20 protein-coding genes are annotated in these 22,145 nt (G+C 43.3%); 9 read left to right on the plus strand and 11 right to left on the minus strand.

Annotated features, from left to right (window positions below; genetic code table 11):
- Positions 1–128: 128 nt before the first annotated feature.
- Entirely contained in the window at positions 129–1,430 is a 1,302-nt protein-coding gene (locus WJR50_RS03060; RefSeq protein ID WP_341291746.1) for a sialidase family protein, read from the plus strand.
- A gap of 7 nt (positions 1,431–1,437) precedes the next feature.
- Here WJR50_RS03060 and WJR50_RS03065 read toward each other — a convergent pair whose 3' ends face one another.
- Entirely contained in the window at positions 1,438–1,839 is a 402-nt protein-coding gene (locus WJR50_RS03065; protein WP_341291747.1) for a type II toxin-antitoxin system VapC family toxin, read from the minus strand.
- Between the two features lies 1 nt (position 1,840).
- Entirely contained in the window at positions 1,841–2,062 is a 222-nt protein-coding gene (locus WJR50_RS03070) for an AbrB/MazE/SpoVT family DNA-binding domain-containing protein (protein WP_341291748.1), read from the minus strand.
- Between the two features lie 73 nt (positions 2,063–2,135).
- On the opposite strand from WJR50_RS03070, the gene WJR50_RS03075 reads away from it, so the two are divergent.
- Positions 2,136–4,685 (plus strand): M14 family metallopeptidase, encoded by a 2,550-nt coding sequence (locus WJR50_RS03075; RefSeq protein ID WP_341291749.1) that lies wholly within the window; start codon positions 2,136–2,138, stop codon positions 4,683–4,685.
- A 105-nt stretch (positions 4,686–4,790) separates the two neighbouring features.
- The gene (locus WJR50_RS03080) at positions 4,791–5,174 is read left to right on the plus strand and encodes a hypothetical protein (protein ID WP_341291750.1); all 384 of its coding nucleotides are present in this window, start codon (positions 4,791–4,793) and stop codon (positions 5,172–5,174) included.
- Between the two features lie 159 nt (positions 5,175–5,333).
- Here WJR50_RS03080 and WJR50_RS03085 read toward each other — a convergent pair whose 3' ends face one another.
- From WJR50_RS03085 to WJR50_RS03095, 3 genes are all read right to left on the minus strand, one after another.
- Positions 5,334–5,720: a group I truncated hemoglobin gene (locus WJR50_RS03085; protein ID WP_341291751.1), complete on the minus strand. Its 387-nt coding sequence runs from the start codon at positions 5,718–5,720 to the stop codon at positions 5,334–5,336.
- 129 nt (positions 5,721–5,849) lie between these two features.
- Positions 5,850–6,965, minus strand: a complete 1,116-nt coding sequence (locus WJR50_RS03090; RefSeq protein ID WP_341291752.1) for a nickel-binding protein — start codon at positions 6,963–6,965, stop codon at positions 5,850–5,852.
- Between the two features lie 282 nt (positions 6,966–7,247).
- Positions 7,248–7,634, minus strand: coding sequence for a group I truncated hemoglobin (locus WJR50_RS03095; RefSeq protein WP_341291753.1), 387 nt, complete (start codon positions 7,632–7,634; stop codon positions 7,248–7,250).
- Between the two features lie 268 nt (positions 7,635–7,902).
- On the opposite strand from WJR50_RS03095, the gene WJR50_RS03100 reads away from it, so the two are divergent.
- Both WJR50_RS03100 and WJR50_RS03105 read left to right on the plus strand, forming a co-directional pair.
- Positions 7,903–8,376, plus strand: a complete 474-nt coding sequence (locus WJR50_RS03100; protein ID WP_341291754.1) for a (2Fe-2S)-binding protein — start codon at positions 7,903–7,905, stop codon at positions 8,374–8,376.
- 13 nt (positions 8,377–8,389) lie between these two features.
- Positions 8,390–10,606: a xanthine dehydrogenase family protein molybdopterin-binding subunit gene (locus WJR50_RS03105; protein ID WP_341291755.1), complete on the plus strand. Its 2,217-nt coding sequence runs from the start codon at positions 8,390–8,392 to the stop codon at positions 10,604–10,606.
- Between the two features lie 53 nt (positions 10,607–10,659).
- On the opposite strand, the gene WJR50_RS03110 is transcribed toward WJR50_RS03105, so the two are convergent.
- From WJR50_RS03110 to WJR50_RS03125, 4 genes are all read right to left on the minus strand, one after another.
- Positions 10,660–11,799 carry a hypothetical protein gene (locus WJR50_RS03110; protein WP_341291756.1) on the minus strand — a complete coding sequence of 380 codons (1,140 nt, stop codon included), beginning with the start codon at positions 11,797–11,799 and terminating at the stop codon, positions 10,660–10,662.
- A gap of 163 nt (positions 11,800–11,962) precedes the next feature.
- Positions 11,963–12,448, minus strand: a complete 486-nt coding sequence (locus WJR50_RS03115) for a Spy/CpxP family protein refolding chaperone (protein WP_341291757.1) — start codon at positions 12,446–12,448, stop codon at positions 11,963–11,965.
- The gene (locus tag WJR50_RS03120) at positions 12,417–12,848 is read right to left on the minus strand and encodes a hypothetical protein (protein ID WP_341291758.1); all 432 of its coding nucleotides are present in this window, start codon (positions 12,846–12,848) and stop codon (positions 12,417–12,419) included. The genes WJR50_RS03115 and WJR50_RS03120 overlap by 32 nt, the downstream gene beginning before the upstream one ends.
- A gap of 1 nt (position 12,849) precedes the next feature.
- Complete coding sequence (locus WJR50_RS03125) at positions 12,850–13,362, minus strand: RNA polymerase sigma factor (RefSeq protein WP_341291844.1); 513 nt, start codon at positions 13,360–13,362, stop codon at positions 12,850–12,852.
- Positions 13,363–13,676: 314 nt separating this feature from the next.
- Between WJR50_RS03125 and WJR50_RS03130 the strand changes: the two genes are divergently transcribed.
- Positions 13,677–16,082, plus strand: coding sequence for an ABC transporter permease (locus WJR50_RS03130; protein WP_341291759.1), 2,406 nt, complete (start codon positions 13,677–13,679; stop codon positions 16,080–16,082).
- Between the two features lie 56 nt (positions 16,083–16,138).
- Here WJR50_RS03130 and WJR50_RS03135 read toward each other — a convergent pair whose 3' ends face one another.
- Positions 16,139–16,666, minus strand: coding sequence for a 2'-5' RNA ligase family protein (locus WJR50_RS03135; protein WP_341291760.1), 528 nt, complete (start codon positions 16,664–16,666; stop codon positions 16,139–16,141).
- Positions 16,667–16,823: 157 nt separating this feature from the next.
- Between WJR50_RS03135 and WJR50_RS03140 the strand changes: the two genes are divergently transcribed.
- A complete protein-coding gene (locus tag WJR50_RS03140; RefSeq protein WP_341291845.1) occupies positions 16,824–17,744 on the plus strand; it encodes a sterol desaturase family protein in 921 nt (306 codons plus the stop codon).
- A gap of 396 nt (positions 17,745–18,140) precedes the next feature.
- On the opposite strand, the gene WJR50_RS03145 is transcribed toward WJR50_RS03140, so the two are convergent.
- Positions 18,141–18,275: a hypothetical protein gene (locus tag WJR50_RS03145; RefSeq protein ID WP_341291761.1), complete on the minus strand. Its 135-nt coding sequence runs from the start codon at positions 18,273–18,275 to the stop codon at positions 18,141–18,143.
- Here WJR50_RS03145 and WJR50_RS03150 point away from each other — a divergent pair.
- Together WJR50_RS03150 and WJR50_RS03155 are read left to right on the plus strand one after the other, a co-directional pair.
- Positions 18,274–19,593 (plus strand): DUF6600 domain-containing protein, encoded by a 1,320-nt coding sequence (locus WJR50_RS03150; RefSeq protein WP_341291762.1) that lies wholly within the window; start codon positions 18,274–18,276, stop codon positions 19,591–19,593. The genes WJR50_RS03145 and WJR50_RS03150 overlap by 2 nt on opposite strands.
- A 248-nt stretch (positions 19,594–19,841) precedes the next feature.
- Complete coding sequence (locus WJR50_RS03155; protein WP_341291763.1) at positions 19,842–22,133, plus strand: heavy metal translocating P-type ATPase; 2,292 nt, start codon at positions 19,842–19,844, stop codon at positions 22,131–22,133.
- The last annotated feature ends 12 nt before the right edge of the window (positions 22,134–22,145 follow it).

Below are 22,145 nucleotides of genomic sequence, written 5' to 3' on the forward strand. Positions count from 1 at the left end.
GCCTTATTAGAGTTTAGCCTGTACTTGATATGTGAAAGCGTCTAAATAATATAAACCAATAAATGTGAGAATAAGAAGGTATAAAATTGGCCAGAATAAATTACTTTGATCCAATAAAATGATTGTGAATGCTACAGCTTAATTTGCCATTATACCTATTGCTATTATCGCTTCATACGAGTGTTGCTCTGGCTCAGATCACTCCCATCAAAATCCATGAAGGCATACGTGATCTGGGGCCTTGTGAGCCTTCTATCGCCATCAATCCTAACAATACCGACCAGATTGTGGCGGGAAGTGTGCTGGACAATGTTTATTATTCGGAAGATGGAGGCCTGACCTGGCAGATACAATCTCTAAACTCGCCTTACGGAGTTTGGGGAGACCCCTGTATTATCGCTGATTACGATAATAACTTTCATTACTTTCACCTTTCAAATCCTGGGGGCAAAGGCTGGCGTACTGCCGATCTGCTGGACCGTATTGTAGCACAGAAGTCTACTGATGGAGGTAAGACCTGGACCGGAGGAACGAGTATCGGTTATCATGATAAGCGGCACGATCAGGATAAAGAATGGGCTACAGTAAATCCGCAAAATAATTATCTTTATGTCAGTTGGACAGAGTTTGACAAATACGAAAGCACACGCCCGAAGGACAGTACCTATATTTTGTTTTCCAAATCTACCGACAAGGGAGAAAGCTGGAGCGAGGCTATCCGTATCAATCAGAAAGCAGGCAACTGCCTGGATGATGATCTGACAGTAGAAGGAGCCGTGCCTGCGGTAGGCCCTAAAGGTGAGATTTATATAGCCTGGGCGTTCAACGATACCATTTTTTTTGATCGCTCTGAAGATGATGGACAAAGTTGGTTAGCTCAAGACAAAGTGGTTGCTAGTCAGCCCGGAGGGTGGACATTTGAAGTGCCAGGGCTTGAACGTTGTAATGGCTTACCTGTCACCGCCTGCGATCTTAGCCAGGGAGAGCATCGGGGCACTGTTTATGTCAATTGGGTAGATTTGAGAAACGGAGAAGAAGATGCAGACGTCTGGATTGCCAAATCTACCGATGGAGGAGAGCATTGGTCAGAGCCAATCAGGGTGAATGACGATGAAGCAGGTCATCATCAGTTTTTTACCTGGATGACAGTAGACCCCGTAAGTGGCTACGTATATGTCGTTTTTTATGACAGGCGAAATACCGAAGGCAACGATACAGATGTGTACCTGGCCTGCTCCAAAGATGGTGGCGAGACTTTTACCAATATCAAACTTACAGAAAATCCCTTTTTGCTGGAAGAGAAGGCATTCTTTGGAGACTATACTAATATTGCGGCTTACGATGGTATCATTTACCCAATATGGACTCAGATAGACGGCAAGAAACTAAGCGTCTGGACAGTAAGAATCAGGGAGGACGAATTAAAATAAAGACTTCTTATGGAGTAATGAGTTTTACTTCTGGAAAATAGGTGCGATATCTGGCAGTGTCTCTTGTAATAATGCTATGATGCGCCATTTGAGCGTGAGCTCCTATGTAGAAATCAGGCATGGGGTGAATCTTATTCCCTTTGTTTTTTCGGGAAGACAAAAAAACTTTGCCAGTCAAAAAAAGAGCCTGGTATGGAATCTCTTCCCATGATAAAAACATAACCTTTATCACCTCATCCAGATCAGCTTGTTGGGCATAACCTATTGAAATCTCAGTGTATATTATCGGATTGATAAGTAATTCACCTTCCAGGCTGTGCTGATCCAGAAGACTTTGTGAGGTGTCCGCCCATTGAGGATCATCTGTAAGTATATCTAATAAAATACAAGAGTCTATCAAGTATGCCATGTTAATGATCTCCCCGGGTCATATGCATAATTTCTTCAGTACTTAAACCTGTATTGGCAGAACCTCTAACCTGGCTAAAGCGACTTTCTTTCATCTCTTTAAGTTGTAATACAACTTCTCCCCGTTCATTCTCAATGAACTCAACCTTACTTCCGGGCCGAATTCCCAGCTTCTCCCGGATTTTTCTTGGAATCGTCACCTGCCCCTTAACTGTCACCTGCATAAAAAGTAATACTTGATTTATGCTAAAGTATTACTTTTTCGTAGCTTGCGCAACTAATGATTTTTCAGCACTTATGAGAAGAACTATACTACACTACTTTACTTTAATCTTATCTTTGGTCATAGTACATGTAAATGTATTCGCCCAAATTCCTACGCCCGCTGAGTTTCTTGGCTATGAACTGGGAGAGCGCTTTACACCTCACCATCGGGTGATTGATTATTTTGAGTTGATCGCCGAAGAAGTGCCTAATATTTCATTGACCCAGTACGGAGAAACTAATGAATACCGGCCTTTAGTGGTTGCTTTTATCAGTTCTCAGGAGAATTTTGATCGTCTGGAAGATATCCGTAAGGCCAATCTCGCCAGAGCAGGTTTGCTGGAAGATGCAGAAAGTGGCTTTGAGGATATTGCCCTTGTATGGCTGAGCTACAATGTACACGGAAATGAGTCAGTCTCTACCGAAGCCTCTATGCAGGTGCTTTATGATCTGGCTAATAAAAATAACACTCAGTCTCAGGAATGGTTGGAAAATACAGTAGTAATGATTGACCCCTGCATTAATCCTGATGGAAGAGAGCGCTACGTAAGCTGGTACCTACAGAAAGTAGGTTCTCCCAACAATCCTTCTCCCGATGCCTGGGAGCACAATGAACCATGGCCGGGTGGTCGTGCCAACCATTATCTGTTTGACCTGAACCGCGACTGGGCATGGCTCACCCAAAAAGAAAGCCGAGAGCGATTAGATATTTACAACCAGTGGCTGCCTCACGTGCATACCGACTTTCATGAGCAGGGTGTCAACAGTCCTTATTATTTTGCGCCAGCAGCTGAGCCTTTTCATGCACTGATTACAGACTGGCAAAGAGATTTTCAGACGCAGATTGGAGAAAATAACGCGCGCTACTTTGACGAGGAAGGCTGGCTTTACTTTACCAAAGAGCGATTTGACCTGTTGTATCCCAGCTATGGAGATACTTATCCTACCTATAATGGCGCTATCGGGATGACTTATGAGCAGGGTGGATCCGGTAGAGCAGGATTAGCAGTGCTTACCGAAGAAGGTGATACGCTGACCCTCACCGATAGAATTGCGCACCATGTTACCACCAGTCTTTCTACCATTGAAATAAGTGCCAATAATGCCTCTAAGGTGGTAGAAGAGTTTGATAGCTTTTTTGAGCAAGCTGTGAACAACCCTCCCGGAACATACAAATCATTTGTTATCAAAAAATCGGATAATGAAGACAAGTGGGAGAAACTGCAAAATCTGTTGAATACCCATGAAATTGAGTATTTTATCAGTAATAATGGCCGTAACCTATCGGGATTCAACTACCAGAGTGGTGGTAGCGAAAGCTTCAGGCTGGAATCAGGAGATATGATTTTATCCGTTTATCAGCCCAAATCCGTCTTATTACAGGTTTTGTTTGAACCTGAAGCGGAACTGTCAGATTCTATTACCTACGACATTACTGCCTGGTCTATTCCTTATGCTTATGATTTGCAGGCTTATGCCCTTACCTCCAGAGTGAGTGAGGGAGAGGCTCCTGAGCAAAGTGAATTTGAGCCAATAGCCGTTCAGGAAAATGCTTATGCTTATGTAGCGCCTTGGAAAAGCGTAGAAGATGTAAAATTCCTTTCCAAAGTGATTCAGGCCGGAGTGAGGGCGCGCTATGCTGGCTATGCATTTACGGTAAACGGACAAAGCTTTCCGGCGGGCGCCATCATCATGACCAGGGCCAATAATGAAGATATGGGTGAGGATTTTGATGAAGCAGTGGTAGAGATTGCCAATGAATTGCAGCAAAATGTAGTAGGCATATCTACCGGTTTTGTAAGCAGCGGTTATGATCTGGGTTCGGGAGAAGTCCACTACATTGACCCTCCCAAAGTTCTGCTGCTTGGTGGAGAAGGAACTTCTTCGCTGGCTTTTGGAGAGGCCTGGTACTTCTTTGAACAGGATATTGAATATCCGGTGACCGTAGTGGATACCAAAGACATCGGTGACATTGACCTGACCGACTATAATACCTTAATCCTGCCCAATGGGAGCTATAATGATATCTTAAGTAAGTTTGCCTTGGAGGAATGGATTAGTCAGGGTGGAAAAGTAATCGCATTGGAGGGGGCACTTTCCTATTTTGAAGGCACCGAAGGCTATGGTTTGTCAGAATATGCTAGTGAGCAGGATAGACAACGCATAGAAAGTCAGGAAGTAGCTATATCTGAAAGTAACAGGTTGGCTTCTTATGCCCAAAGAGAGCGTCGCGATATTAGCAGCTATATTTCAGGAGGTATTTTCAAATTACAATTGGACAATACGCATCCACTGGCTTTGGGTTATCCTGATTATTATTATACCCTTAAGCGTGGCAATGAGCGCTACGGTTATCTGGAAAATGGCTGGAACGTAGGAGTAATCCGGGATCAGGATGCGCTGGTGAGTGGTTTTGCCGGCAAAAATATTCTACAAAAGCTACCGGAATCCTTGGTGTTTGGTGTAGAAAACAAAGGCGCTGGAGAACTGGTATATATGGTTGATAACCCTCTCTTTCGGGCTTTCTGGTATAATGGCAAACTAATGTTTGGCAATGCCCTCTTTTTAGTAGGACAGAATTAGACATTCTGCATTGAAAACAGTCTTGCGTTATATTCAATAAGTTTTCTTCCAAAAGAGGAAATGAAATAGTGGTAAAATTATGACAAACAAAAAGCTTTTACCACTATGAAACATATTTTCAGTATCAGTTTGTTGATCTTCTGCTGTCTTTTGATAGCTTGTGAAGAGGATGTGGAAGAAGGATTGAGCGCCCCTCAATTAGAGGCCAGAGGTGTTCAGGCAGATCGTTTTACTTTTGCAATTACGATAGAAGAAGATGGTGTAAATGGTCGCTTTTATTATCTGGTGCAGACCACTGACAAAGCTAAGCCCAGTGCTCAAGAAATTAAAGGAAGTCAGTATGCCACCAGCTTTGATCTGAACGGAGCTGATTTCAGAACAGCAAGTATGAGTAGCCTTTCCTCAAAAACTAATTACACTGTCTATGCTACCGTAGCCCTTGGAGATCGGCTTAGCCAGGTAGCGAGTTTGCAGGTAACTACGCAATAGTTTATCAGCTAAAATATTATTCAAGGAGTACAGCAAACTTCCTGCTCATAAGGAGAGTTCATTGCTGTACTCTTTTTTATTACTTGCCAGATAAGAAATATCTCAGCTTACTTGCTGTAAACAGGTGATACTGAAAGATTTCAAAGCAAAGCATAATTGTCAAACCCTCATAATTTGCTCTTTCAGCGAGTAAGCAATGGCCAGTACATCTTTTTTCGACTCCTCGTCAATATTGTGCTTATCCAGCGTTTTCATGATATCGTCTGTCGCTGCCATATATTCAGCTTCACTGATATTCATGCCTCGGTGGGTAGTTTCCATATCCCGGCCGGTGTATGCTTCTTCTCCACCACTTCCGGCACAGAAAAATTCTACCAGATGTCCTTTGATCTTCTTCAGGTTTTCAGGGTCTTCTTTATAAGGTAAAAAACGAACCTGAATGAGCGGGTTTTGCATATGTGCTTCTACAATATCATCAATCAATGCGGTAATCCCTTTCCTACCGCCTAATCTTTCATAAAGGCTTACTTGTGTTGTCGTTTCCATAATACTTAGATTTTTGGTTCAACATGTTCATTCTGCTGTGATACCAAAAGTATCAGGAAACGTATCCTTAGTTTGACACATTCCATTCAAAAAATAGTAATCCTGATTCAGCACAGTGTATAAAAAGTGCTAAGCGATAGCATGAGCATAGTCTGAGGGTAAAATATCAAAGCGTTTCTGAAAGCACTTGGAAAAGTAGGAGAGACTATTGAAACCAGTATCGTAAGCGATTTCTGAAATATTTCCACTTTGCTGCTCTATCAACTGAAGCGCTCTCTTCAGGCGGTATTCTTTAATTAAGTCATTAGGGGAATAACCGCTAATTGCGGTAGTTTTTCTGTACAATTGCGGCTTACTGATGCCCATATGTTTGCTAAATGCTTCTACATCAAAATCAGCAGTACAGGCACTGCTTTCCATAAGGTCCATCGTCTGATTCAGAAAATTTTCATCCGAAGGACTGAGGGGAGATAATGTCTTTTCTTCGGTCTGGATGTTTAATTTTTGGGCGTTGTACAACTCACTGACTAGTGAAGCAACTGCAACCTGTCCTGTATGGAGAGTAAAACATAAACGTTTAGCCAACTTTACGGTATCGCCAAAAAATCCATCGCTTCCGGATGTTGAGACTGGAACTCCCGCACTAAGTCCTATACGGGTATAAATTTTATGTTTAGTATTGGTGGCATTATGCTCTTTAAAACACTGCTGAATGGCCAGCGCACACAAAACTGACTGGGTAACTGAAGCGAAGGAAGCTATAAAACAGTTTTCATTGTGTTCTACCTTGAGCCCATTGTGTTTGCTTAATTCACTTTCCAGCGTTTCTTTTATAGTATTCAAAGCACCAACAGCTTCCTGATTACCGGTTTTTTTTTGAATCTGAATGACTTCATCCAGACCAATCACCATGATACTTCTGAAGGCCGGATCATTGATGATCAGGTTCGTGGCATTTTGTTCTTCGGGGTCCTCAATCCTGCCCAGGAAAGCTTCTACCACTTTGGGTTCAACCTCTATGATTTGATTAGGGATGAGGCCATGTGCATGGTCATGTAGCTTCTGGACAGAAGCTTCGCCTGGTGCTTCTATGAGACAAAAAGCCATACCCCTTTCTTCGTCAAACCAATAGGTCAACGCCCGGCAGTCGTAATTGCTTTGTATTTTCAAATCTTCCTGATGTGCTTCGGCAACATCTCTGGCGGTAACTCCTGGCACATCATGACGGTCCATGAAAATAGGCATGAGAAAGAATTTTTTGGTGCCACTGTTTATATTAAAATAAAGAATTTATTACCCTAAATCAAGGTGTCTGGCTTTCGTTTCCGAACCTCTGACTGTATGAGTCATGAGTTGCAGCAACTCATTTTCACAAACACATTCTTATCAATGAAGAAAATAAGGACCGTGTTTTTATTTCCAACCTAGTTGAGCTGGCCCAATGATGGAAACAGTTTATCTGTATACCTTAAATGTACATGCTCCAGCTAGCACAGAACATGTAGTTAGGGTAAAGTTTTTCCTTGTTTAAAGTCTAACGATTTCGTCCTTTAAAGAATAAACAATTGCGAGCATGTCTTTTTTCGACTCCTCGTCAATATTGTGCTTATCCAGTGTTTTCATGATATCGTCTGTAGCTGCCATATATTCAGCTTCGCTGACATTCATACCTTTATGCGTAGTAATCATATCTCGGCCAGTGTATTGCTCATTTCCGCCGCTTCCGGCACAGACAAAATCTACAAGGTGACCTTTAATTTTCTCCAGGTTTTCCGGATCATCCTTAAGTGGTAAATACCGGGCCTGAATCTGAGGATTACGCATATGGGCATCTACAATATCATCTGCCAGGGCGGTAATACCCTCTCTTCCGCCTAATCTTTCGTACAAGCTTTTTTGTGTTGTGCTTTCCATACTAATTTTAGTTTTTGTGAAACATATTTACTAATCTGTTACCTCAAATGTAGTAGGAAACAAAAGCTTGCTTTGACTCATTCTATTCAAAGAATTGTAATTCTGATTCAAATAAATGGTAAATGACTTATACTGTCAGCAATCCTCCTAAAACAGTAGAAGGAACAAAGTGTTATATTTTCTAATTCAGCTTAATGACTTTTAATACAACAGGCTAGATTAATAGCACTATAGTTAAGCACCTATACATTTTTCAATGCAACCTAACATGAAAGAAATCTCTCTTGAGGTCAATGGGCAGAAATACAGCCTGCAAATAGATGACCCTGCTACTCCTTTACTGTATGTGCTGCGTAACCAATTGGCACTTAATGGGCCAAAGTACGGCTGCGGACTTGAACAGTGTGGTTCCTGTATGGTATTGGTTGAGGGTAAGGCAATGCCTACCTGCCGTATGCCTGTCTCAGCGGCAGCGAACAAGAAAATTACTACCCTTGAAGGACTGATTGACGAAAAGGACAATCTGCATCCGGTACAGCAGGCTTTTGTGGAGCAGCAGGCCGCTCAATGTGGATATTGCCTGAATGGTATGGTCATCTCAGCTGTTGCCCTGCTGGAAGAGAACAATAATCCAGATGATACGGCCATTCGTGAGGGTATGGAGCGGGTGCTGTGCCGATGCAGTATCCAACCCAGAGTGATGCGAGCTATCCGTTCTGCCGCCCAAAACATGAATCCCTAAAATGAGCCTGTCTATGAAAACGTCTATCTCAGAAAAGAAACAGACTTCCAAATCACGTAGAAATTTTCTTAAGGCTACTGGCTGCCTTACCATTGCATTTCCGATGTGGACAAGCTGTGGGTTAGCTGCTGGAGAAGAAGGCCCTTTGCTGAATAATGATTTACCTCGTAGCATCTCCCAAAATCCTCATATTAATGCCTGGCTGCAAGTACTTGAAGATGGTACAATCCAGGTATATACCGGAAAAATAGAACTAGGGCAGGGCATACGCACCGCTATAGGACAAGTAGCTGCTGAAGAATTGAACACTAAGCCTGAGCTGATAAAAGTACATCTGGTAGAAACAGGCGTGACGCCTGATGAAGGCTATACCGCGGGTAGTGGGTCTATCGTTAACAGTGCCATGTCGGTGCGTTATGCCGCGGCTGCTGCCCGTGCAAAATTACTGGAGATAGCAGCCCGGGAAATGGGAGTAGGTGCTGAAACATTAGAAGTAGAAGACGGAAAAATACTCCATAATGGCAAGCCTAGAATGAGCTTTGCCGAATTGCTGAAAGGTAAACAACTGGAAGACGAGGTAAAGGCTTCGGTGGCATTAAAACCTAAGAAAGAACATAAGTGGGTAGGCACGGCCTTTCCCCGTCAGGGTATCAGCCGGATGGTAAGAGGAGAAGAAGTTTACGTACAGGACTTACGTTTTCCTGGTATGGTACACGCCCGTAGTATCCGACCTAAAGCATATCAGGCGACTTTAGAAAGTTTTGACGAAGAAGGGTTGAGGAAAGAGGTCAAAGGATTACTCAAAGTGGTGGTTAATGGCAGCTTTCTGGGGGTAATCACCGAAGATGAATATCAGGCGGTTAAGGCTCAGGAATTTTTGCAAAGAAATTCACAATGGTCAGAAGCTCCGGCATTACCTGCCGACCAACCTCTGGATGAATATTTGAAGAGTCTGTCCGCCAGAAAAGAAAGTGTTGAAAACAAAGGAAATTTTGATTCCAGTGGTAAGGCTATAAAAGCCAGCTATTTTAAACCCTATATCATGCATGCCTCTATTGGGCCTTCTTGCGCAGTGGCTTTGTATGATCAGGGAGAGTTGTATATCTGGTCACATAGTCAGGGTGTATACCCTTTGCGGGGCTCTCTGGTAGAAGTAGTAGGATTATCTGCGGAAAAAATCCATATCAAAGGAGTGCCGGGTTCGGGATGTTATGGACATAATGGCGCAGACGATGCCGCAGCAGATGCTGCCCTGATGGCCATGGCTTATCCCGGTAAACATATCAGATTGCAATGGTCCAGAGAGGATGAACATGGCTGGGAGCCTTACGGTACAGCTATGATCATAGAGCCTTCAGCAAGGCTGGATCCGTCAGGAAGAATAAAGCAGTGGCAATGTGAGCTTTGGTCAGATTCGCATAGTACGCGTCCGGGTGGCGATCCGGGAAATCTGATGACTGCACATTATCTGAAGAAGCCTTTCCCTCGTACTTCTTATGGCTACAGCGGTGGTGGATATCGTAATTCACAACCTTACTATAGCATTCCTAATCTGAAGATAGACGCAAACTTCTTTGAGGGGCCCTTGCGAGTGTCTTCGCTTAGAGGCTTGGGAGCTTATGCCAATATTTTTGCCATAGAATCTTTTATGGATGAGCTGGCGGAAGAGGCAGGTAAAGATCCGTTGGAGTTTCGCCTGATGCACTCAGAAGATGAAAGAGCTATAGCCGTGATGAAAAAGCTGGGGGAGATGATCAAAGATCAGGAAGTAAATCAAAATGAAGGCATTGGCTACGCATTTTCACGCTACAAAAATTCCGCTTCTTACTGTGCCGTAGCAGCCAAAGTAAAAGTGGACAAAAGCAATGGAAAGGTGCAGGTACAACATATGTGGGGTGTAATAGATGCCGGAGAAGTCATTAATCTGGATGGCTTGAAAAACCAGACCGAAGGAGGTATGGTACAATCAGCCAGTTGGGCATTGAAAGAAAAAGTCAAATTTGACCAGCAGCATGTAAATAGCCTTAATTGGGGCACATATCCCATATTTCATTTTAGCGATGTGCCTTTGGTGGAAGTAGCAGTCATTGACCAACCCTATGAAGAACCCCTGGGGGCGGGAGAAGCTGCGCAGGGACCGTCTACCGCAGCCATTGCCAATGCCGTTTACAAAGCCTGTGGCAAGCGGGTACGCCACTTACCAATTAGCCCTGAGAAGGTGAGGGGGTAAGTCTTTTAAGTAATAAAAAAAGAATAAAGCCTGCTGATTCGCAGGCTTTATATTTATTTACCAATATTCAGATCCTTTTTCATATTACCGATGTAGTTGGATAAGGCATCTTCCCAGCTTTCATCAGCATCCCATGGATTACCCAAATACACATCCCCGGTATAAATATGCTTGATATAATATTTGTAAACCGGAGCTTTGGCCGGGATATGGCGCATTTTGATATTACCACCATTTTGTTGAAGTGTTACATAATCTGTCTCGGACGGATCAACTTCATACCCCAGCATTTCCTTAACATTCTCACCTGTAGTATGCATACGCAGCAGTATAAACTGATAGCCATCCTGACGGATTTTGTCTTCGTCAGTGGTAGGGTCTACCAATGCATACTCATAAGGATAATCATTCATAATCTCCTTAAGAGTCAAATTATTACGCTTTACGTTTTTGTTATTCTTCTCAATTTCTTTTTCCAGGTTTTTATTGGCATTGCCTCCCGGACGATTGGCAGGTATGGTAGCTTCTTCAAACTGAGGCACAGCCAACTTATCCAGTTTTAAGTCCTGAGCAAAACCTTGGGCTCTTCTTCCCTTGATGATATTACCTGCTCCGGTAAAGAATTCAGGCTGGTCAGCAATCAAATGGTTTTGTGAGGCCATTCCACTTTTGCGTATGTCCCTGTCAAACTGCTTGAATAGCTTTTCCGTATCTTTGGCTACTTCTTTGTAAGCTGCCTGTCCGTGAGAGATAAACGAGCTCTCTTCGTTAAAATCCGTAATCAGTATAGCAAAGCGTTCAGCATCTTTGCCGGCAATTTTGAGCTGTACCTGGCTTAAGAGGATAATATTTTCAATCTGTCGGCTTTTGAGTTCTTCTGCCAGTTTAATGGAAGCGTCCTTACCGGCCTCAACATCGCCCAGGTTATAATAAGCTACCGCATCAATACCCACACTTTTGAAAACCTGATGCCCTTCCCTGGCCAGTGCCTGCCAGTCGCCACGGAGCGAAGTGCCAGACTTTACCGGGACATCCACAAAAACCACAGATTTGGTATGCAGCAGGTTATCAGGCAAATTGTTGTTATAATCCAAAAAACGCAATCCTGCCGGAAACACCATATCTTCTTCCTGCGCCATCAGGGGCAGAAGCGTGATACAGCAAAGAATGAAAGATAAGTATGCTCTTTTCATAAGCTCAGTATTTATTTATCAGAACGCTAAGTAAAGGGCATTTAGTGAATAAAAATTCCTTTTTTGTCTGGAGCTTAAGCAGATGTAACAAAAAATGCGGAATGATGAAAATAAAAAAGCCACAAACTTAATGCTTGCGGCTTATGGGTATAATTGGACAAAACTATCGGTTAGGAGGACCTTCGCCTCTTCTTCTCTCACCGAATTTCTGTAAAATCATACGGTGAAAATCGGCTTCCGCTTTGAATAACTGCAAAACCTGCGTAGGCGTCAGCACATCCTGATACTGCTGGACTGCGTCTTTTTCTAAGGCAAGCTGATCCTCCTTCAGCGCAAAGTACTGGTCCAACTTAGCCTGTGCTTCATCCTCTGTCAGTTCGCTGGTATTCATGTTCCTGCGCATCTCAAATTCTTTTCTTCTCAGTTCACGCTCTTTTTCACTGAGCTGATTATAGATCGGCCAGAATTTCTGTGCGGTTTCAGGAGTGAGAGATAAACGTTCAGTAATATGTGCGATCTTCGCACTTTCCAGTTTTTCTCTTCCTCCGGGGCCAGGCCCTTGCGCCTGTGCACTGCTGCTCATCCAGCATGTGAGCAGCATCACTGCCATTAGTGGCTTAAAAATACTCTTCAATGTATTCCACTTCATATGCATAATCTTCAAGAGGTATGTTATAATTGTCTAATTCGTTCAAAAGTAATTCCTGCTGTTCTTCTTCTGTGAGCGTAAGCTCCAAAGTACTGACTTCTGCATTCATCTGGAGGTAATCTATGATTTCATCTTCAGAGATTGAGGCCAACAATTGTTCTACATTTTGCTCAGCAGCTATGGTCTCAGTAGGCTGGTCTGTTAGCTGGAAGAAGAATATGCCTCCTGTCAGAAGGAGCAGAACCGAGGCTGCTGCGGCATAAGTCCATTGCGGAAGAGTAAAGCTTTTTTTCTCCTGCTTTTCCTGCTGTATTCTTTCCTGAATGCGCCCGGGCAAAGCTTCAAAATAGCCATCCGGGGTTTCAAAAATGTTTTTCTTCAACTCGTCAGGTGATTTCATTTTATTCTGTCAGTTGCATTTTTAGGTCTTCTTCTATTTTCTTAACCGCATGATGGTAGCTGGCTTTGAGGCTACCTACGCTGGTACCGGTAATTTCCGCCATCTCCTCGTATTTGAGTTCCTCAAAATACTTGAGGTTAAAAACCAGGCGTTGCTTATCAGGAAGTTTAAGTAAAGCTTTCTGTAATTTCTTCTGCACCTCGTCTCCACTCATATGCGGGGAAGTCTCCAGCTTACTGGTTAGCTCCGTATTTGTATCATTCATAGAAATCCAGAATCTCTTTTTCTTCTTCTTTTCCAGAAAGCGTAAGCTTTCGTTGGTAGCAATGCGATAAATCCAGGTAAAAAGCTGTGAACTACCTGCAAAACCTCCCAGGTTTTTCCAGACTTTGATAAAAACCTCCTGTACTACATCATCGGCATCCTCATGGTCAATCACCATCTTGCGCACCAGAAAATATACCCGCTGCTGGTACTTCTTCACCACCTGGTTGAAGGCCTGCTCGCGTTGCATCGCTGTCCCCTTGCTAAACTGCTCTAGCAATTGGGCATCTTCTAATGTTACTGTTGCTCTCTCCAATACTTGCAATGCTTTCTTAGTTACGTTCTGCCCTTTGGATACGGCAGAGCGCAGAAGGTTTAATCCTGTTGAATAAATTTATCAATAATTTGAGCTAAAGCAGAAAACCACTGTCCATAGCAGAACAATCAATGTCCAGTTATGGACAATATTATACACAATATTTTTGTGCAAAGTATTGATAATCAGATTTTTGAATATATGGTATATAAATTGGCTGATCTTGATAATATATTTTCTCTAAACCTATGCTTAAAAATTATCTCATCGTAGCCATACGCAACCTGAAGCGCAACCGGGTGTATGCCGCAGTGAACATTCTGGGGTTAGCACTAGGCCTTACTACTGCTTTGATTATCTTTTTGCTCATCCGCTATGAGCTGAGCTTTGAAAACATGCATTCCCAGGCTGACCGTATCTACCGAATAGTGCAGACGCGGGGAGAAAGAAAAAATGCCGCATCTCCATACCCTGCCCCGACAGCAGTACGTATGGATTATGCTTCGCAACTGGAAAAAATTTCTGGTCTTCATTTTGATCAGGAAGTCTTTGTCAGGGTAGAGGATGAAAAATTTATTGAGGATGCGATCATCTTTGCTGACAGCAGCTTTCTGGATATTTTTGATTATGGCTATGGTGAAAATTTTGTTATTGCTGGAGATGTAGAACGGAGTATGCATGAGCCGGGCTTTGCTGTACTTTCTGAAAGCCTTGCCCAAAAATATTTTAAAGGAGAGAACCCCTTAGGTAAGCGCTTGAGCTTACGCAACAGAATAGATGTAGAAGTAGGAGCCGTAGTACAAGACCCTCCTGCCAATACGCATTTGCATTTTGATATGCTGGTTTCTCTGGAATCGCTGACAGCTGAATACATAGATTCACCGCTGGATAGCTGGAATTTTGTTTCTTCCGGCTATACCTATGTGCTCCTGCCCGAGGGAGCATCTCCTGAGTCAGTGGACTTTACAGAACTGGTAAAAAAATATTACAACGAAGAAAGCTGGAGCAACGTCAGTTTTCAACTACAGCCGCTTCATAACATTCACTTTGATGACATGTATTCAAGAGGAGGGCTGGCTTCTACCCCGATCAGCAAAAGCTATCTTTGGATAGTAGGAGCGGTAGGCGTTTTTATTATGCTGATTGCCTGCATCAACTTTGTCAATTTATCTACCGCCATCAGTTTACGCAAAAGTAAAGAAGTAGGAATACGTAAAGCATTGGGAGCCTTGAGAGTCAACCTGATTAGACAGTTTTCCGGCGAGGCTTTTGTAGTAACGCTTATCTCCTTTGCGATTGCTTTCATCGCCATTATGCAGCTACTTCCCATGCTAAATAATTATCTACAAAAGGATATCCATCTGGATATCACCACTGACTTTAGTTTCTGGATTTATGCTTTACTCTTAATTCTGCTAGTAGCCATCTTGAGTGGTCTGTACCCTGCTTTTGTAGTCTCAGGTTTTCAGCCGATAAAAGCTTTGAGGAATACCATGAACTCTCACAGCCAATCTTCTATATGGTTGCGAAGAGGCCTGGTAGTTTTTCAGTTTTTGATTGCGCAGGTACTGATCATCGCTACCCTGATCGTAGCCAATCAGATGGATTATATCCGCTCCAAAGCGATGGGATTTGAGCAGGAGGCTATCATCAATGTGCCTATACCAGAAACTGATTCAGTCAGGCTGGATGCGTTTCGTACTCGCTTACTTGATCAGGCAGGCATAGAAGCCCTAAGTCTTTGTCTGGGTGCGCCCAATACAGAAAATATGATCCTTACGCCTTATGACAAAACAGAAAGAGGATTAGGCAATGAGTCGGGCATTGCCAATATCAAACCGGTTGACCATCAGTATATGGATGTGTTTGGCATACAGCTTCTGGCAGGCCGATGGTTTGAGGATTATGATTTAAAATCTCCGGAAAATCGTTTTATCGTTAACGAACGCTTTACAAAGGAGTTGGGCTACACTTCAGTAGATGAAGCCTTGGGAGAGTCTGTCATATTAGGTTTTGGCGGACGTGAGGGAGAAATTATAGGCGTGGTAGCAGACTTTCATGAGAGTTCTTTACACAATGAAATGATGCCTGTATGCTTTGTGACTTATGCGCCGCTTTTTTATAATGCGGGTGTCAAGCTCAATGCCGAAAATTATACTGCCGGAATAGAGAAAGTGGAAGAAGCATGGTTAAGCCTTTATCCCAACGATTTGTTTCAGTACGAATTTATGGATGCACAACTTGCCAGCCTTTATGAAGAAGATATGCGCACCTATACCTTATTCCGAATCTTTTCTGCGGTAGCGATATTCATTGGCTGTCTTGGGTTATTCGGTTTAATTTCCTTCCTGGTGGAGCAGAAGCGAAAAGAAGTAAGTGTGCGCAAAATATTAGGCGCTTCTATTACCCAGATTGTATTCCTCTTTTCCAAAGAATTTACGCAACTGGTAACGGTCGCTTTTATTATGGCAGTGCCTCTTGCCTGGTATTTGTCAGAAAGCTGGCTGGAGAATTTTGCCTACCAAACTGAAATTGGCCTGGGCGTCTTTGTCATTGGAGGTTTAGCCGCGCTATTTGTCGCTTTTGCCTCAGTGGCCTGGCAATCTATTAGTGCGGCCAGAGAAAATCCGGCGAATAGTCTGAGAAGTGAGTAAACTTTAAAGTAGCCGTAGAAACTCCGAGAGCTTTTGGGTCACCGGAGTTTTTGTTTTTAGCGAAAGCTAAATTCGTCTTTATGCTTCCAGGGACCATTTTGATAGGCCCATAAACTTAATCCGGTTGCATAGGCAGTGAGTGGCTCAAAGCTATCAGATAATTTTTCATACAGCATTTTGGCTTTATCAGGGTCAACTTTGTTTTGCCCAGTAATATGGGGCCACAGCTTCTGGCTGTCCTGAGGTGTAAGCCACTTTTGCCACTGCCGGGCAAGTTCCTTATGCATTTTCATGAGCGCGTCACTTTCCAGTTGGTGGGCCACTCCGCGCCCAATCATTTTTACTTTTGTTACCTCCAGCGGAAAAATGGATGTGGTCGTACTGACTTCTCGCAGCTGCTTTTTGATATTTCGTATTTCCTCACCCGGAAGATGATGAAAAAGCGTGAGGTGGGCATCCAGGTAATTTCGTTCTGGGGGAAAATATCGCTTTCGTAGTTGATTAAAGAAAATCTGCGAATCTTCATCCAGTCTTAAGCTCAGAATAAGAGGGGCGTAATTATGCTGCTCATTAGAAGTGCTCATAAAGACGGTCGTTTCGTACGGTATGTAGACCTGTAAGTACGAATATTTGTTTTGGCAATGCATGCTTAAGCCATAAAGTAAGTAATTTTCATATGAAACTTTATTCATATGTTTATCGTCTAAGCAAGTGCAAATAATCGGAAGAAAAACAATGGCACTGCAAAAATATTTTGAAATCTTTGTCAATGGCTTTACTGGCTACTGGAAGTACCTGATACACGAAATCACACATCCCGCCTGGAACAACTACTTTTGGTGGTTGATCGGTGTTTCTCTTTTCTTTTTTGCTTTGGAAATCATCATTCCCTGGCGCAAGAAGCAGCCTGTTTTTCGCAAAGACTTCTGGCAGGATGCCTTTTATATGTTTTTCAATTTCTTTTTGTTTTCGCTGATCGGTTACAATGCGGTGTCCGATGTATTTGTGCAGTTGTTCAACGATTTTCTGGCACTTTTTGGCGTAACCAACCTGATAGCTCTGGAAATCAACTCATGGCCGGTATGGGGACAACTTCTCACATTGTTCATCCTACGCGATTTCATCCATTTCAATGTACACCGTCTCCTGCATACGGTACCCTGGCTATGGGAGGTGCATAAAGTGCATCACTCTGTGCAGCAGATGGGCTTTGCAGCGCACCTGCGCTATCACTTCATGGAAACTGTGGTTTACCGTTTTCTGGAGTACCTGCCACTGGCCATGATTGGCTTTGGTATTACCGACTTTTTTGTAGTTCACATTTTTGCACTGGCTATCGGGCACCTCAACCACAGTAATATCAATTTTGACTTTGGCCCGCTGAAGTATATTCTTAATAATCCTAAAATGCATATCTGGCATCATGCGAAGGAACTGCCGGAAAGCCATAAGCATGGCGTTAACTTTGGTATTACATTAAGTATCTGGGATTATATTTTTCGTACGGACTATATTCCTCACGATGGGCGGGATATTCCTCTGGGTTTTGAAGGTATAGAAGAGTTTCCCGATGATTTTATAGAGCAGCAGATGGGACCTTTTCGGAAACATCATAAACAAACCTTACAGCAGAATACCAAAAAGCCAAAACTTGCTAAGTAACTGGAAGCGAAATACTTTTAGAAAAAGAAGATTAGCCCTTAGCCTCTCCCTGGGTATATTATACAACTTGAATAGAGAAATAAGTAAACTGTATTTTGTCTTTCTTTCAAACTAAAATCATCAAAAAGCGGACTTTTAATCTTCCTGATTATTGCTATTACAGATGCTTTTCAAAATAGAAATCATGTAAGATTTTAAGCATACATTTTAAATTTTTAAAGAGAAGGCATGGTATTTGATCTTTTATAAGAAAGGTCGTAATAAACTGAGAATAATGCTGATTATCAGTCGTTTGAAAGTATAGACCAATGTGTTTGGGGCTGTAAGAATGTGAGAAGAGTGATATGATTTTTTCTTAAATAAAAGAAATATTTCGTGTAATAATGCTACTCTTCATTACCCCAAATTGTAGTCTTCTTCTAACGCACGGACTGCTACATGTAGCTTATAATCAATACTTCCTTTACGCAGACCGTCTACTGCTATTAAGCTTTGAAGGTCCTGATTGATAACCCAAAAGATGAATGCCATGAAAACAATATCCCAAAATAGATCACTTTTTCTGATTTTCTGTATCGCAATATCCTTTACGGCATTTCAGAGTGCGAAAGCCCAACCGGGAGTCCATGTTGCTTTTGAAACCTTTTATCATGAGCTGGCACCCTATGGTAACTGGGTAAATGACAGAGACTTCGGACAGGTTTGGATACCTGATGTACCTCGCGGATTTCATCCCTATATGACAGAAGGTTACTGGGTAATGACCGATTATGGTAATACCTGGGTTTCTAATTATAGCTGGGGATGGGCTCCTTTTCACTACGGAAGATGGCGCTATGATAATTATTACGGATGGATGTGGGTTCCCGGAAACGAATGGGGACCTGCCTGGGTAGCCTGGCGTAACGGAGGCGGATACTATGGCTGGGCTCCCTTAGGACCAGGGGTAAACATTAATATATCGGTCAACATAGGAAGGTATATTCCTAATTCGTACTGGACATTTGTAAAGTATGGCCATTTTTCTCGCCGTAATGTGTACCGCTATTGTGCTCCCAGACGGCATGTAACCAATATTATTAACCATACTACCATTATCAACAACACCTATGTGGATAATGGCAGACATACATATTATACCGGGCCGAGAGTACGCGATATTGAACGTGCTACCCATAAGCAGGTGCGCGTACACAATATCAGACAAGTAGACCGAGCAGGTAGAACAGAGGTTCGTAACGGCGCGGTCAGTGTATACCGTCCTTCGGGAAGAAGCAACAGGGTAGATTATGATGCTAACCAGCGGTCTACAAGGGCGACAGAGTCCCGTACGAGTCGTTCAAATGCATCAACTTATCGCAATAATACTACTACGAGGAGTAGAGATTCATATGCTGGTAGCAGACAAAGTATAGATAACAGGAATAGCAGAAGCACAAGAAGCTATCCTTCTGCTACGCCAAATTCACGTAGCACTATAGATAATAATCGTGCGAATAGGAGCTATGAGTCTCAGAGAGAAAATAGCACCTACAGAAGCAATACTGGTAGTAGATCAACTACAAATACGCAACTACAGCGACAGAGCAGTAGATCTCAAAGCTATGGTGCAAGGGAAAATACAAGCAGCAGAAGCCGCGGTAGCAGTATACAAAGGTCATCATCTCATACTAAGTCCTCCGGACAAAGTACCAAGTCCAGTAGAGGAAGCAGTACTTATCAGCGAGGCAGCAGATCTTCCTCATCTTCGGCAGTAAGATCAAGTTCACCCCGAAGTTCTGAGTCAAGGAGCACAGAGAGGAGTTCCTCAAGCCGATCCGGTAGAAGTAGTAGAAGTGGGAATAATTAGTTATTCCTGAATTGAAGGAACGAATTATAAAGTAAGTGAATTTCTAAGGCCTTCTCTTAGTTGGGAAGGTCTTTATTTTTGTAAACTAGGAACCAAAATATTTCATATGAGAGAAAAATATAATAGTGAGTGAGATAGTCTTTGTTGCTTTATCTCTCCCACCTGAAAATCATATAAATCTTATCCGGAATTCTGTAAATCATCTTTGCCTTGCTTTATGTTATTTTGTTGTATAAAAAAGCAATACTATGGCAACGAATCATATCATAATAGATCAGGAACCAGCCACTAGACCAAAAGAAGCTAATGGCTTAGTTCGTAAAACTTATCCCGTCACCGGTATGAGTTGTGCCGCCTGTGCGGTAAGTGTGGAATCTACGCTCAAAACCACTGAGGGTGTAAAGGATGCAGGGGTCAACTTTGCTACCCAGTCTGCCTGGGTAGAGGCAGAGCCTGAAGTAAGTGCCGAGTCCTTGCAACAGGCAGTGCGTTCAGTAGGCTATGACCTGATCATTGATACCGAAAACGCTCAGGAAAAGCAGGCCGAATCTCAGCAGCAGGAGTATCAGGCACTGAAAAAGCGTACCCTTTATGCTGCACTGCTAACACTGCCGGTCTTCATCATCGGTATGTTCTTTATGGATATGTCTTATGGCAACTGGATCATGATGCTGTTGACCGCACCGGTGCTTTTCTGGTTTGGACGTAATTTCTTTGTCAATGCCTGGAAGCAGGCCCGACATCTAAAGGCCAATATGGATACACTGGTGGCATTGAGTACCGGAATCGCGTTTCTCTTTAGTGCATTTACTACCTTCTATCCTGAGTTCTGGTTTAGTCGTGGGCTGCCAGCACATACCTACTTTGAGGCAGCAGCAGTCATCATCACCCTGATTTCTTTGGGCAAACTGCTGGAAGAAAGAGCCAAAGCCAATACTTCTTCTGCCATTAAAAAACTAATCGGACTTCAACCCAAAACTGTACATGCCATTGTTGAAGGCGTAGAGCAGGAAATTCCGGTAGCCCAGGTGCAGCCGGGCTATCTGATCCTGGTACGACCGGGAGAGAAAATACCAGTGGATGGGGTAGTGCAGTCTGGTTCTTCTTATGTGGACGAAAGCATGATCAGCGGCGAACCTATTCCGGTACAGAAACAAAAAGGAGATCAGGTATTTGCCGGTACAGTCAACCAGCAGGGAAGCTTCCGCTTTGAGACGCATAAAGTAGGCGGAGAGACAGTTCTCGGACAAATCATCAAAATGGTGCAGGAAGCTCAGGGCAGTAAAGCCCCCGTGCAGAAGTTAGTAGATAAAATCGCCGGTATCTTTGTGCCCGTAGTCATCGGAATTTCTATCCTTACTTTTATAGCCTGGATGCTCTTTGGTGGAGAAAATGCTTTCACCCATGCCTTGCTGACTTCCATTACAGTGCTGGTCATTGCCTGTCCCTGTGCACTGGGTCTGGCTACGCCGACGGCTATCATGGTAGGCGTAGGCAAAGGTGCAGAAAACAATATTTTGATCAAGGATGCGGAGAGCCTGGAACTGGGACATAAAGTAAATGCTATCATTCTGGATAAGACCGGAACCATTACCGAGGGAAAGCCTGCGGTTAGCGGTATACAATGGAGTTCTGAGGTAAAAGATGAGCAGAAAGCAGGCTATAAAAACATACTATATACCCTAGAAAAACAGTCGGAACACCCACTAGCCGAGGCGGTAGTCAATGCGCTGGCAGAAGAAGAGAACACAGTTACTCGCCGTGAAGCTGCTGAACTGGAAGGATTTGAAAGCCTGACCGGCAGGGGAGTAAAAGCCCAGACTGCAGAGCAAAGCTATTATGTGGGGAATCTGCAACTGATCCTTGAACAGAAGATTACTTTGCCCAACAAGCTAGAAGAACAGGCAAGAGCTTGGCAGCAGAAAGCGAATACTGTCGTCTATTTTGCAGATCAGGATCAGGTGCTGGCCGTGATCGCCATCGCGGATAAGATCAAAGCGACTTCCCGACAGGCTATCCAAAGTTTACAGCAGCAGGGGGTAGAGGTATATATGCTCACCGGCGACAATCAGCAGACCGCCGAAGCAGTAGCCAGAGAAGTTGGCCTGCAACATTTCAAAGCAGAAGTGCTGCCCTCTGACAAATCCGATTTTGTAAAAGAATTACAGCAAAAGGGAAAAATTGTAGCGATGGTGGGCGATGGTATCAACGACTCTCAGGCACTGGCCCAGGCAGATGTAAGCATTGCGATGGGCAAAGGTTCTGACATTGCGATGGACGTAGCCAAGATGACGCTCATCACATCTGACCTTACTGCCATCCCCAAAGCGCTGAATTTGTCCGGTAAAACGGTGAAGACCATCAAACAGAATCTGTTTTGGGCATTTATTTACAATGTCATCGGGATTCCGATTGCGGCAGGTGTGCTTTTTCCGTTCTTCGGTTTTCTGCTGGACCCGATGATTGCCGGTGCGGCCATGGCCCTAAGCTCAGTGTCTGTAGTCACCAACAGCCTCAGGCTGAGAAGTACAAAGTTATAGTTCCACTATTCA

Origin of the sequence: Catalinimonas locisalis, from assembly GCF_038039535.1 — a bacterium.
Classification (GTDB): Bacteria; Bacteroidota; Bacteroidia; order Cytophagales; family Cyclobacteriaceae; genus Catalinimonas.